The following is a 13955-nucleotide window of genomic DNA, read 5'->3' as shown; positions in this document are numbered from 1 at the left end:
GGTGCATCATTCAGCGTGTCCGTACTCATGCATCCTCTCCTGCGCTGTCTTGTGCATCGGCTTTCTGCGCGTCCGAATCTGAGCCTGAAACTGAGTCGGTGCCGGCTTCCCACTCGGCCAGACGCGCCACGAAGGCCGCTTCATCCAGCACCGTGAGCCCCAGCTGCATGGCTTTCTCGAGCTTGCTGCCCGCCGCCTCCCCGGCGACGACACCAGCGGTCTTCTTCGAGACACTGCCCGCCACCTTGGCGCCCAGCGCCTGCAGGCGCGCCTTGCCTTCATCACGCGTCATGCTGTCGAGACTCCCCGTCAGCACCCAGGTCTGGCCTGCCAGCGGCTGGAGGCGCTCACCGATCTCGACCTCTTCCCAGCTCAGGCCGCAGGCGAGCAACGCTTCCAGCGTCTCGTTGTTGGTCGCTTGCTGGAAGAAGGTATGGATATGCGCGGCGACGATGGGGCCGACATCTTCCACGGCTTCCAGCGCGGGTTGATCCGCCGCGCGCAGCGCTTCAAGCGTGCCGAAGTGCGTGGCCAGATTCGCCGCGGTGGCTTCGCCGACTTCCCGGATACCGAGGGCATAGATGAAGCGCGCCAGGGTGGTATGGCGGCTCTTGTCCAGCGAGGCAACCAGATTGGCGGCGGACTTCTCGCCCATGCGCGGCAGCTCGGCCAGCGTGGCAGCGTCGAGATGGAACAGATCCGCCGGCGTCTTGACCAGCTCACGTTCGATCAGCTGCTCGATCAGCTTCTCGCCGAGGCCATCGACATCCAGCGCCTTGCGGCTGGAGAAGTGCTTGAGAGCTTCCTTGCGCTGCGCGGCGCAGATCAGTCCGCCCGCGCAGCGTGCCACCACCTCGCCTTCGAGACGTTCGATCTCGGAGCCGCACACCGGGCAGCCGTCCGGCAGCACGATGGCTTCACGGCTGGCACCTTCGCTGGCGACCCGCACCACCTGCGGGATGACATCGCCGGCCCGCCGGATGATCACGCTGTCGCCGATCTGCACGCCGAGACGTTCCACCTCATCCATGTTGTGCAGCGTGGCATTGGAGACCACCACCCCGGCGACCTGCACCGGTGCCAGCCGGGCGACCGGTGTCAGCGCGCCAGTCCGTCCGACCTGGAAATCGACGCCTTCCAGAGTGGTTTCCTGCTCCTGCGCGGGATACTTGAAGGCGATGGCCCAACGCGGTGCGCGCGCCACGAAGCCCAGCTCGCGCTGCAGACGCAACGCATCCAGCTTGATGACCGCGCCATCGATGTCGTGATCAAGCCCTTCGCGCTGCTCGCCGAGACGGCGGGTGTAGTCGATGATGCCCTGAGCACCGCGCACCACCTCAAGCTGCGGGCTGGTGCGAAAGCCATAGTCATTGAGCAGCGCCATCAGGCTGGAATGATTCTGACCGACCTCCGTGGCCAGCAGCGCCTCATCGAGGCGCGCGACCTGATAGGCACAGAACTCCAGCGGGCGCGAGGCAGCGATACTGGAATCCAGCTGACGCAGACTGCCGGCGGCGGCATTGCGCGGATTGGCGAACACCTTGCCATCCTCGTCGCGGCCTCGCGCGTTCAGCACCTCGAAGCCGGCGTGACTCATGTAGACCTCGCCGCGCACTTCAAGCAGCGCCGGCAGATCATCCCCCCGCAGCCTGAGCGGGATCGAGCGGATGGTGCGCAGATTGGTGGTGATGCCTTCCCCGGTACGTCCATCGCCGCGCGTCACGCCCTGCACCAGCACGCCATTCTCGTAGATGAGCGACACGGCCAGGCCATCGAGCTTGGGTTCACAGCAGAAGCTCAATGCCTCGCCTGCGTCTTCCGCATCGCCCAACTCCAGGGTTTTCGCCGCACGCTGCACGAAGGCACGCAGCTCATCGTCATCGAAGGCATTGTTGAGCGACAGCATCGGTACCGCATGCTGCACTTCCTCGAAACCGCTGGCCGGTGCGGCCCCGACACGCTGGGTGGGGGACTCCGACGTGATCAGCTGGGGGTAGTCGGCTTCCAGTGCCTCGAGACGGCGCAGGCGCGTGTCGTAGTCGGCATCGGTCAGCGTCGGGTCATCCAGCACGTAATAGCGGTGGCTGGCCTCGAGCAGCTCGCGATGCAGCTGCGCGACCTCCTCCATCACCTTGGCAGGCACACCTTCCACCGCAGCTGGGGCAGCGGACTGAGGAACGCTCGAGGCGCTGGAATCATCGGCAGGGGCCGAAAACAGATCATCCTGGGCTGACATGACACTCACTCGAAACGGTGGCCTCATCAGCAGTGCCCAAAGGGCTGCGCTGATCGACCGGAAAGCGGGTGGCGACAGGTCCTCCGGCCTGAATCGCAGGGCCGGGGGGTCGCCATGATGCCGTCATTGTACTCAAAGCGCGCGATGGACCCCACTCCCGGCTGAGAGGAAAGATCGCAGATGACACATGGCGTCAGGCGCTTCAGAACGAGGACGGAGAATCGCATGAAACACAAACGCCAACGGCGACCCGAAGGTCGCCGTTGGCGTTTGTGGCATGACGGACCCACTCTGAGAATGGCTCGCGAGTCGATCAGTTGGCCTGGTAGCGATGCAGACGATTGCGACGCTCGAACTCGTGCACCTGCTGGCGCTTGAACTCGATGGTCTGGGCCGTCATCACGCTGTGGTTCTCGTCCTTGAGCTCACCGCCCAGGCGACGCACCAGCAGCATGGCGATCTCGACCATGGTCTCGAAGGCCGCAGAGGTGTCATCCGCGCCCGGCAGCGGCATCAGGAAGGTGACGCCATCCAGCTGACTGTCCACCATCTCGGCCGGCGTGAAGATCCCCGGCTTGACCACGTTGGCCATCGCGAACTGCAAGGGACTGTCGTCATCATCTTCCTCATGGCGCAGGAACAGCCCCATCTCGGAATGGCGCAGACCACAGGCCAGCGAGATGCCCAGCACGTCTTCACCGCTGAAGCCTTCCTCGCCACGCGCCATCACCGAGATGATGATGACTTCACTGGCATCAGCCAGGGTGTCACGTGCGAGCTGGTCATCGACCTGATTGCGCTCGGCACGCAGCACCAACGGATGGCGATCATCCTCGGAGACTGTCGTGTCGGCTGCAGGCACGGCGGCCGCTTCCAGCGAAGGCTCCTTGCGCTCGGAAGCCGCGTGCTCGTCATCGGCCTGCTGGCCAGCGGAGAACGCTTCGGCCTTCACATCCTGACCTTCCTCGATCTCGGCCATTGGCTCGAGATCATCGGCCTGGGTGGAGGAGACGCTGATGCTGTCGTCCTCGGCGGTGATCACCGGCTTCTCATGGAAGTCCTCTTCGCGCGCCGTCTCTGACTGCTCGCTGGAGGCGGTGCCGAGCACAGGCTCGCGATGCGCCTCGTCATGCTCGTCGTCACGTCGCGCACCCAGACTGGCGGTCACGTCGCGCATCGACTGGCTGGCACGCGCCCCGAAGGCCGCCGCACGCTCGCCGAAGCCCTTGCGCTCCGGCGCTTCACGGCGCTCCATGGGCTGTGCCGGACGACTCGGTTGCGTCACCCGTGAGGCCTTGATGCCATGGGCATTGTCGAGCACGGCATCCTGCTCCGCCTCGGCCTGCGCTTCGGCATCGCCAACCACCCGGTAGCCGCCATTCGGCAGCTCCCAGTTGTCACGTTCTTCCTCTTCTTCCACCGCGGAAACACCCGCCTCTTCGGTGGAATCTTCCGTACCCGCTCGATCCAGTCGGGGTACTCGACGTTGACGTTGGAGCCTGCGCACACCGTCAACGACGATGATTGCGACCAGCACCAACCCCAACAAGATGAGCCACTCTCTCAATTCCATGGGTCATTAGCCTGTTTGCTTGGGCACCATGCACGTGAACAGCATAGCGCGATTGCAGAAAAAGGGGACATTTTTCGAATGTCAATCCTGTGGTGGTGACCTGCGCAATCGCCCTTCAATTATCCCTGACTGACACTATGACGCAAACTCGTAGTGCTTTCGATCTCTATGTGCAACACGATTTTGCCAACTTGGCCGCAAAGACGGCCGCTGGCTACCGCGCACAAGGATGACCTTGGCCTCCTGCACGGCTTTTCACTCACGCTTCAGCCAGTACCGCCGCTTCTTCGATCCCTACAGAGACAAGACGCGAGACGCCCGGTTCCTGCATGGTGACGCCCATCAACCGATCCGCCGCCTCCATGGCGATCTTGTTATGGGTGATATAGATGAACTGTACGCTTTCCGACATCTCTTTCACCAGCCTTGCATAACGCCCGACGTTGGCATCATCCAGCGGCGCATCCACCTCATCGAGCATGCAGAACGGGGCCGGATTGAGCTGGAAGATGGCGAAGACCAGCGCCAGCGCCGTCAGAGCCTTCTCCCCACCTGACAGAAGATGAATGGTCGAGTTTTTCTTGCCCGGCGGGCGTGCCATGATCGCCACGCCCGTCTCGAGCAAATCATCGCCTGTCAGTGTCAACCACGCGGTTCCGCCACCGAAGATCTTCGGGAAAAGCGTCTGGATTCCGGCGTTGACCTTGTCGAAGGTGTCCTTGAAACGCACCCGCGTTTCCTGATCTATCTTGCGTATCGCACGCTCAAGGGTCTCCAGCGCCTCGGCCAGCTCCGCATGCTGGGCTTCCAGGTAGTTGCGACGCTCGGCCTGCTGGTCGTACTCCTCGATGGCGGCCAGGTTGATGGCCCCCAGCCGCTTGATGCGCTCACCGACCTGCTCCAGATTGTGGCTCCAGGCCGATTCGGTGGCGTTCGGGTCCAGCTCGTCCTCCAGCAGCGTGATCGCCGCCTCGTCATAGCCCAGCTCCAGCAGCTGCTCATCCTGCGCATCCGCTTTCAAGGTCAAGGCCTGCACCTGCATGCGCCCTTCCTCGAGGCGCTGACGAATGCCCTCGAGATTGCGTTCATGGGTCTGGCGCGACTGCTCGGCCTGACGCATCTGTTCGACCAATTCATGAGTCTTGTCACGACAGGCATTCAGCTTGGTTTCCTGATAGAGGCGTGTCTCGAGCAACATCTCGAGCTGTTCGCGCTCTTCTTCCTGCGGCAGCGAGGCTTCTTCACGGCTGGCCTCGAGCAGCTCGATGCGCTCGGCGAGCTTCTCGCGCTGCTCGACGGCTCGCATGCGCTGGCCCTGCATGCCATCGCGCTCTGTCACCAGGCGCTGACGCTCCATGTCGAGACGGCTGACCTGCTCCCGCGCGGGCGCCAGCTGGGCACGCAGCCCGGCCAGCGCCTCCTGATGCTCGCGCCGTGAGCGCTCCAGCGACTCACGCGACTGGGCATTGTTCTCCACTGCCTCCAGCGCCTGCTGCCAGCGCTCGCGCGCCTCCTCAAGCGTCAGGGCATGATTCTCGCGGGTCTCCGCCAGCTGCTCGAGCTCTTCCTCAAGCTCGCGGGCGCGACCATCGACGTGCTCGAGTCGGCTGGCGAGCCCCGCCTCCTTGAGGCTCAGCTCACGCTGACGCTCGCCAAGCTCCCGCTCTTCGACCCGCAGATGCTCGAGCTGTTGCTCGGCGCCGGCAATCTGTTCATCAGCGGCAGCCAGCCGCGCCTCGATATCGTCGAGTCGCGACTCCAGCGCTTCCAGTTCCAGCACGACCTGCTCGAGACGCGCGCGCTGGCCGATCACGCTGTCGGCACGCTCGCCCGCTATCTGACGCCGGCTCCAGCCACGTCCCAACCACAGGCCGTCCGGTGTCAGCACACTTTCATGGGCGGCCAGCGAATCGCGCCGGCCCCAGGCGGCGGCCTGTGACTCGACGCAGTGAATGCTGGATAGCCAGCCCGTCAGCGCCGGAGCACCGGTGATCCGCGCCGCCAGCGTGCCTTCAGGGGCCGTGGCATTCGTCTCCCCGGCAGCATCGACCAGCAACAACTCGCCTCCGGGCAACTCACTCATCAGGGCAGCCGTCGCATCCGACTCTGCACGGGACATGCGTGCCTTGAGGAAGGGCCCCAGCACCCAGGCACTGACGGACTCCCAGCCCTCGGCGACCTCGAGCCCCTCGGCCAGCGCCGGGGCCTGCGCGAGACCATGTCGGTCCAGATGCGTCGCCAGGCTGTCATCGTCATCCCGCAGCGCGGCATCGATCAGCGCCTGAAGCGAGGCCTGCTCGCCCTGCAACACGTTGCGACGCTGGCGCAGTTGGTCACGCTCACCGTCCAGCGCCAGACGATCCGTCTGTGCCTGCTCACGGGATTCACTGGCCTGCTCGCGGCGCGACTCCAGCGATTCGCTGCCGAGCGTCAGCTCGTCGAGCTGCTCGCGCAGTTCCTCACGGCTTTCGCGCAGTTCGGCGACATCCGGCAACTCCGCCAGCTGCTGACGACGGCGCTCGCGCTGAGTCTCGGCGTCACGAATGGCATTCTCGATGCGCTGGATCTCGCTCTGGGCACGCTCGGCCCCGCGCTGGGATTCGTTGTCGGCCTGACTGAAGCGCTCCCACTCGCTCTGGCTGTCCTGGCGGCGCTCTTCGGCCTCCTCCAATGACAGCTCGAGCCCTTCGAGGGTCTCACGCGCCAGCTCCAGTTCCGGCGCGATATCTTCCAGACGTGCCTCGATCATCTCGAGACGCTCACCGTCCTCGCCCTCGACGCGCTGGATGTCGCTCAGCTCTCGCCGCGCGATCTCGAGATCCGCCGCCAGCTGCTGCTCACGAGTGCGGGCGTGCTCGAGACTCTGCTCGAGACGGGCGATCTGGGCACCGGTCTCATAGAAGGCGGCCTGATGCGTTTCCAGCTCACCGGCCAGCTCGTCGTGCTGATAGCGCTGCTCTTCCAGCTGGCTCTCGCACTGACGCTGACCGAGAATCTCGCGCTCGACGCCGGTTTCCAGCTCCGCGACACGTGACTGCTGCTCACGCTGCTGCGCGCGCAGGCCACGCCGACGCAGCACGGCCAGCTCGCCCTTGAGGCGGTATTCGTCCTGCTTGAGGGTCTGGTAGCGCTTGGCGGCTTCGGCCTGACGCTTGAGGCGCTCGAGCTGCTTGTCGAGTTCCTCGCGCAGATCATCCAGGCGCTCCATGTTCTCCTGGGTGCGCTTCATGCGGTTCTCGGTCTCGCGGCGGCGCTCCTTGTACTTGGAGATGCCGGCGGCTTCCTCGAGGGTGCTGCGCAGATCATCCGGGCGCGCCTCGATCAGCTGCGAGATCATGCCCTGACCGATGATGGAGTAGGAACGCGGGCCGAGCCCGGTGCCGAGGAAGACATCGGAGATGTCACGTCGGCGACATTTCTGGCCATTGAGGAAGTAGCCGGACTGGCCGTCACGCGTCACCAGACGCTTGACGGCGATCTCGGCGTACTCGGACCAGGCGCCACCGAGGCTGCCGTCGGCATTGTCGAAGGTCAGCTCGATGGAGGCCTGCCCCACCGGCTTGCGACCGGTGGAGCCATTGAAGATGACGTCCGTCATCGACTCGCCGCGCAGGTTCTTGGCGCTGGACTCGCCCATGACCCAGCGCACAGCATCGATGACGTTGGATTTCCCGCAGCCGTTGGGGCCGAGAATCGCCGTCATGTTGCTGTCGAAGGGCACGGTGACCGGATCGACGAAGGATTTGAAGCCGACCAGCTTGATCGATTTGAGCCGCATTGCGCCTGGCGCGTCCTTGAGTCTGGAGGAAGAAGAGCTGGAGCAGGAAAACCTGAACCGCCGCGGTCTCTCAGGTCTCCCGGTGGAGAGCCCGCGCCGCCGCAGGGTAAACATGTCCTAACGACGAAGCAGCCGCTCATCGAGGGCATTTCGAAAAACCAGCGCGCAGTCTACCCAAAAGCGGCGATGGCCCCAACCGGCGCAATGATGATCCACGTGATCAGATCGTCGAGTCGGGGCACATCGCGACTCACCGTGCGACGCGGTGATCGATACGCAGCATCAGTGGCGCGTCCGCAGCCTCGTGACTGACATCAGCATCGGCCTCGGTGCTGCGAGTAACGATGACATTCTCGAGCTTGCCTTCAAGGTCCCCCGACTGCGCCACCGGCTGACCGGAAGCGGAGATGCGCGCGACGAGAGTGACGCGCTCCGCCATCGAGAGCCGCGCCATCGGGGCCATGGCGTCGTCATCCGAGAGCGTGACCGTCAACGGCAGCCTGTCTGCGGTGGTACGCACCACCGCCAGCGGCGGCAACTTGCCTTCGGCATCACGCGCCACGATGAACAGCGTCGCCTCGTCAGCACTCACCGGCATCGCCACCAACTGCGCCTCGAGTGCGGGGTCCAGCGACACCTTGAGCGTCAGACGTGCAGTGCCTGCCTGACTGTCCTGAGCAGCGGCCGTTGCCGGGCTGTCCAGCGCCACCGAGGCATCGACTTCACCGGCACTCGCCATGCGCTGACGCGCGGCCGCGATGCCTTCACGCAGGGCCTTGGCGGCATCGGGGTTCTCGAAACCGGCAATCGCCTTGCGCCAGTAGTCGATGGCCTCGGGATAGCGGGCTTGCTCGAACGCCTCGATCCCCAACAGGCCGAGCACGGTGGGCTGACGCGGGTCGGCTGCCAGCACCTCGTCGACCAGCCCCTGCACCTCATCGGTCAGCGTGCGCTGCGCGGCGAAGAACTTGAGCTGCGCCAGCTGCGCGACCAGCGCGGGCACCCGACCTTCGAGCGCGATCAACGCCTCGAGAGACTGCATCGCCTCATCGAGGCGTCCGGCATCACGATAGAGCGGAAACAGTGCCATCCACACCTTGGCGTTGTCCGGCTGTGCCTCGGCCTCGGCGCGCAGACGCGCGATGCGCGCATTGAAGCTGGCGGCATCATGGATCGGCGTGGCGGCAATCGCCTGCGCCAGCGCCAGGTCACCGCTCGCCCCTTCGCGCTGATACCAGTAGAGCGAGCCCGCCACCAGCGCCACCAGCAACACGGGCACCAGCACACGACCACTGCCGGCCGCCTTGAGCGGGGAGCGCCTCAAAGCCTCGGCATCCTCCAGCAAACTGCGTTCCAGCTCGACACGCCCTTCCGCCAGCGCCGTGTCATCCAGCTCGCCGCGCGCATGGCCGCGCTCCAGCGAGGCCAGTCGACGTCGATAGACACGCACATTCTCGGCACCGAGGCTGTCGTTGTCCTCGAAGGCCTGCTGGGCGGCATGCACACGGCGCGCGCGGCGCAGCGGCAGCAACAGCAGCCAACCGGCGGGAAGCAGCAGCACGGCGATCGCCAGCCATAACAGAATCATGAGCGCTCCTTGGCGTCTTGCGGTGCATTGCCGGCATCGCGATGCCTGTCGAGCAGCGCTGAAAGGCGTGCCTGCTCATCATCGTCCAGCGCACGCACCCGTGCCCGTCGCCGGGCCCGCACGATCAAGGCCACGATGAGCAGTCCGAGCGCGATCAGGGCCGCCGGACCGCCCCACAACAGCCAGGTACGCCCATCGAGGCGCGGGTTGTAGAGCACGTACTCGCCGAAACGCGCGACCATGAAATTCTGGATCTCGCTGTCACTGCGACCGTCATTGAGCAGATCCGCCACGTTCTGGCGCATGTCACCGGCGATGGGGGAATCCGAGTCACCGATCGCCTGGTTCTGACACTTGGGGCAGCGCAGCGCGGCCGTCAGGCTGTCGTAGCGCTTCTGCAGCACAGGATTGTCGAACTGATGCACCTCGATGGCAGCCTGCGCCTTGCCAGCCGCCAGCCACGAGAGAAACAGCAGCACGACCAGCGCCTGCACCAGCGGGATGGCGACACTCTTGAGCACGGACTTCATGAGCTGGCCTCCTCGCCGGCGGCACCAGTCGCAGGTTTCGCGATCCGCTCCAGTGTCGGCAGGATCACATCGCGAACATCTTCCGGACGGATATAGCCGGTGTGGTGATAGCGGATCACGCCCTCGGCATCGACCAGGAAGGTTTCCGGCGCCCCATAGACGCCGAGATCAAACCCCAGGGTGCCATCCGGGTCGAAGAGATTGACGCTGAACGGGTCACCGAATTCCTCGAGGAACTGGCGGCCCTTGGCACGCGTGTCCTTGTAGTCGACCCCGACCATGTGCACACCGCGATTCGCGAGATCCAGCAGCTGCGGCATCTCGTGCTTGCAGGTCGGGCACCACTCGCCCCAGACGTTGACGAGGCTGACCTGGCCCTTGAGCAGCGAGGCATCGAGGCTCGCCTGCGGGTCACCCAGGGTGCTGAGCGAGAATGCGGGGAAGGGGCGCGACAGCAGCGCGGAGTCCCGTGCGTAAGGGTCATCATCGAGGCGCTGATAGAGAAAAGCGCCCAGCCCCACCACGACCACCAACGGCAAGAACAGCACCAGACGACGAAGATTCATGGGTGAGCCTCCTGCGTGGTGAGTGAGGGATTGTCGGTCACCGCCCTGGCCTCGACACGCCGGCGATAACGGCGATCCAGCACGGCGATCACACCGCCCGCGCCCATCAGCAAGGCGCCCAGCCACAGCCAGCGCACGAAGGGTTTGACCTGAATCCGCACTGCCCAGCTATCGTCATCGAGCTTCTCGCCCATGGCGACGTAGAGGTCACGCGTGAAGCCGGCATCCAGCGCGGTTTCGGTCATCGGCATGCCGCTGGCCAGGAACAGGCGCTTCTCGGGATGCAGCGTCGTCACCGCCTCGCCATCACGGCTGACCTCCACCGTGGCGCGGTCGGACAGGTAGTTGGGGCCGCGATACTCGCCAAGTTCGGTCATGCGGAATTGATAGCCGCCCACGCTGACTTCCTTGCCCTGCACCATGCGCACGTTCTCGGCGACCTCGGTATTGGAGACCAGCGTCACGCCGACGATGGTCACGGCCAGGCCCAGATGCGCCAGCTGCATGCCCCAGTAGCTGGGCGTGAGGCGCTTGAGGCCCGCCCAGCGCCCTGCCTTCGAGGCACTCTTGTCCCACAGGTCGCGCAGCAGCGGCAGCACCACCCACAGCGCGATGACCAGCCCCAGCGCCACCGAGAGACTCCACTCGATATCCAGCAACAGCGGCAGCAGCCCGCCGATGATGAGTGCCGCGCCGCCGGAAAGTGCCAGACGGCGCACGAGCTCGCGCCCCGGCATCTGCTTCCAGCGCGAGGCCGGCCCGAGCCCCATGAAGGCACACAGCAGCGTGGTCAGCGGCACGAACAGCGCATTGAAGTACGGCGGGCCCACCGAGATCTTGCCCAGCCCCAGCGAATCCAGCACCAGCGGATAGAGAGTGCCCAGCAGCACGGTGACCATCATCACCAGCAGCACGAGGTTGTTGACCAGCAGGAAGGCATCCCGCGACAGCCAGTGGAAGCCGAGCGTCGAGCGCACGCGCGGTGCGCGCAGCGCGAACAGCAACAGTGAACCACCGACGGTGATACCGAGCAGCACGAGGATGAACAGCCCGCGGTCCGGATCACTGGCGAAGGCGTGCACCGAGGTCAGCACGCCGGAGCGCACCAGGAAGGTCCCCAGCAGTGACAGCGAGAAGGCGAAGATCGACAGCAGCACCGTCCAGCTCTTGAAGGCACCGCGCTTCTCGGTGACCGCCAGTGAGTGGATCAGGGCGGTACCGGCCAGCCACGGCATCAGGGAGGCGTTCTCCACCGGGTCCCAGAACCACCAGCCGCCCCAGCCGAGCTCGTAGTAGGCCCACCAGCTGCCCAGCGCGATGCCGACGGTCAGGAACGCCCAGGCGATGTTGGTCCAGGGGCGCGCCCAGCGTGCCCATGCCGCATCGAGGCGCCCGCCCAGCAGAGCCGCCATCGCGAACGAGAATGCCACCGAGAAACCGACATAGCCCATGTAGAGCATCGGCGGATGGATGATCAGCCCGATGTCCTGCAACAGCGGATTGAGATCCGCGCCATCTGCCGGCATGTCCGGCAGCAGACGTGCGAAGGGATTGGAGGTCAGCAGCACGAAGGCCATGAAGCCGGTGGAGATCAATCCCATGATGCCCAGTACCCGCGCCAGCATGTCGCGCGGCAGATCGCGCGCACCCAGCGAGACGGCAAAGCCCCAGCCCGCCAGTATCAGGCTCCACAGCAGCACCGAACCCTCGTGACTGCCCCACACGGCACTGAACTTGAAGTACCACGGCAGCTGGCTGTTGGAGTTGTTGGCGATGTAGGCGACGCTGAAGTCATCCAGCAGGAAGCTCGCGGTCAGACAGGCATAGGCGATCAGCACGAACAGGAACTGCCCCCAGGCCATCGGCTGGGCGAAACTCATCCACAGCGGGCGACGCGTGGCGGCTCCCGCCAGCGGCACCACCGCCTGCACGCAGGCCAGACAGGCCCCCAGAATCAGCGCGAAATGGCCGATTTCCGGCAACAGTTGCGTCACCATCACTGCGCCTCCTGAGGTGTTTTCTCTGTCATCCCGGTGTCTATCCTGTCATCCGTCCTGTTGCCAGAGACATCACGTCCGGACGCCTTGAGAGCCTCGGATACCTCCGGCGGCATGTACTTCTCGTCATGCTTGGCGAGCACTTCGCTGGCCTCGAGATGCTCACCATCGAAGGTGCCCATCACCACCACGCCCTGCCCTTCACGAAACAGGTCCGGCAGGATGCCCTGATAATGCACCGTCACGTCATGATCGAAATCGGTGACGGTGAAGATGGCATCCAGCGTCTCGTTGTCACGCCTGACACTGCCATCGCGCACCATGCCGCCTGCGCGAATCTGACGCCCCTGGGGCGCCTCGCCACTGGCGATCTGGGTCGGGGTGTAGAAGGCATTGATGTTGGCGCGCAGGGCATAGAGCGTGAGGCCCACCGCGAGGGCGGCCAGCAGCACGATGGCCGTGACGAGATACAGGCGCTGCTTGCGTTTGGGGGTCATGGTCAGGGCTCGATCAGGGCAAGGGACGATCATGCCTCTCGCGACCAGCGGGACGACTGGCACGGGAGGTCGAGAATGGATTCAGGAACGGGCGGATTCCCGACGCAGGCGACGGCGAATATCGGCCTCCACCGCGCGACGGGACAGCCGCGTGGCGATCACCAGCCCCGCGAGGCACGCCGCCGTCAGCCCCCAGGCGGACCACACGTAGAGGGCGTGTCCTCCCATGGCGAAGAACTCGCTGACACTCGAGAAGGCGACATCGGGCAAGCTCATCAGTGATCACCCTCTGTGGAAACGGGGCCTGCAGGCGAATTCTGGCCGGGTCGTGGGTCCGAGTGCGGGCTCAGCAGGTCACGCACCCATTGCTTGCGACTCTCACGCCTCAGCACCTCGACCCGCGTGCGCATCAGTACCAGCGCACCGAACAGGGCGTAGAAGCCGATGACCATCAGCAGCAGCGGAATCCACATGCTGGCCGGCATCGGCGGTGCTTCACTCAGCGTGAAGGTGGCAGGTTGATGCAGTGTGCTCCACCAATCCACCGAATACTTGATGATCGGGATATTGACCATGCCGACCAGCGCCAGAATCGAGGCGGCACGCGAGCCGCTGTCACGACTGGCGAAGGAACCACGCAGCACGATCACGCCCAGATATAGGAACAGCTGGATCAGCATCGACGTCAGCCGGGCATCCCAGATCCACCAGGTGCCCCAGGTGGGAATGCCCCATACCGAGCCGGAAAACAGCGCCAGCGCCGTCATCAAGGCGCCGACGGGGGCGGCGGCCGTGGCGACCATGTCCGCCAGCTTGATCTTCCAGACAAGGAAGATGAGTGCGCATGCCGCCAGCAGCATGAAGCAGGACTGGGCGAGAATCGCCGCCGGCACATGCACATAGATGATGCGGAAGCTGTTGCCCTGCTGGTAATCCGCCGGCGCGAAGGCCAGTCCCCAGGCACTGCCGGCCACCAGCGCGAGGATCGCCACGGCCCATAGCCACGGCAGCCAGCGCTGGCTGGCCGCGAAGAAGGTCGCCGGTGTGCCCAAGCGATGCAGCCATGGCCACAGCCCGCCCTTGCGCGGGCGAACCTTGCGAGCAGGCGCTTGATGAGAGTCGGAATCGGCGTTCACACGAGCCTCTTGTCAGGGGCGAAAGGATATCTGGCGAAGTGCTGGCGGCACTCA

At 64.9% G+C, this 13955-nt stretch carries 10 protein-coding genes; all 10 read right to left on the bottom strand.

Annotated features, from left to right (window positions below; all coding sequences use genetic code 11):
• Nucleotides 1-25: 25 nt before the first annotated feature.
• Nucleotides 26-2128, bottom strand: a complete 2103-nt coding sequence (ligA, locus tag BOH68_RS01845; RefSeq protein ID WP_103751482.1) for an NAD-dependent DNA ligase LigA — start codon at nucleotides 2126-2128, stop codon at nucleotides 26-28.
• Nucleotides 2129-2549: 421 nt separating this feature from the next.
• Nucleotides 2550-3809, bottom strand: coding sequence for a cell division protein ZipA (locus BOH68_RS01840; protein WP_077378945.1), 1260 nt, complete (start codon nucleotides 3807-3809; stop codon nucleotides 2550-2552).
• Nucleotides 3810-4068: 259 nt separating this feature from the next.
• A complete protein-coding gene (gene smc / locus BOH68_RS01835; RefSeq protein WP_077378943.1) occupies nucleotides 4069-7587 on the bottom strand; it encodes a chromosome segregation protein SMC in 3519 nt (1172 codons plus the stop codon).
• 250 nt (nucleotides 7588-7837) lie between these two features.
• Nucleotides 7838-9175: a c-type cytochrome biogenesis protein CcmI gene (gene ccmI, locus BOH68_RS01830; protein ID WP_077378940.1), complete on the bottom strand. Its 1338-nt coding sequence runs from the start codon at nucleotides 9173-9175 to the stop codon at nucleotides 7838-7840.
• Nucleotides 9172-9705 (bottom strand): cytochrome c-type biogenesis protein, encoded by a 534-nt coding sequence (locus BOH68_RS01825; RefSeq protein ID WP_103751472.1) that lies wholly within the window; start codon nucleotides 9703-9705, stop codon nucleotides 9172-9174. The genes ccmI and BOH68_RS01825 overlap by 4 nt, the downstream gene beginning before the upstream one ends.
• A complete protein-coding gene (locus BOH68_RS01820; RefSeq protein WP_077378937.1) occupies nucleotides 9702-10271 on the bottom strand; it encodes a DsbE family thiol:disulfide interchange protein in 570 nt (189 codons plus the stop codon). The genes BOH68_RS01825 and BOH68_RS01820 overlap by 4 nt, the downstream gene beginning before the upstream one ends.
• On the bottom strand, nucleotides 10268-12268 hold the full coding sequence (locus BOH68_RS01815; protein ID WP_077378934.1) for a heme lyase CcmF/NrfE family subunit: 2001 nt from the start codon (nucleotides 12266-12268) through the stop codon (nucleotides 10268-10270). The genes BOH68_RS01820 and BOH68_RS01815 overlap by 4 nt, the downstream gene beginning before the upstream one ends.
• Nucleotides 12268-12765, bottom strand: a complete 498-nt coding sequence (ccmE, locus tag BOH68_RS01810) for a cytochrome c maturation protein CcmE (protein WP_077378931.1) — start codon at nucleotides 12763-12765, stop codon at nucleotides 12268-12270. Before ccmE ends, BOH68_RS01815 begins: the two co-directional genes overlap by 1 nt.
• Before the next feature lie 81 nt (nucleotides 12766-12846).
• Nucleotides 12847-13041, bottom strand: a complete 195-nt coding sequence (ccmD, locus tag BOH68_RS01805; protein WP_077378928.1) for a heme exporter protein CcmD — start codon at nucleotides 13039-13041, stop codon at nucleotides 12847-12849.
• Nucleotides 13041-13838, bottom strand: a complete 798-nt coding sequence (locus BOH68_RS01800; RefSeq protein ID WP_077379366.1) for a heme ABC transporter permease — start codon at nucleotides 13836-13838, stop codon at nucleotides 13041-13043. Before BOH68_RS01800 ends, ccmD begins: the two co-directional genes overlap by 1 nt.
• Nucleotides 13839-13955 lie beyond the last annotated feature (117 nt).

The organism is Cobetia sp. MM1IDA2H-1 (genome assembly GCF_002916775.2).
Lineage (GTDB): Bacteria > Pseudomonadota > Gammaproteobacteria > Pseudomonadales > Halomonadaceae > Cobetia > Cobetia marina.
The sequence above is the reverse complement of the archived record's forward strand: the minus strand, read 5'-3'. Positions and strand labels throughout refer to the sequence as shown.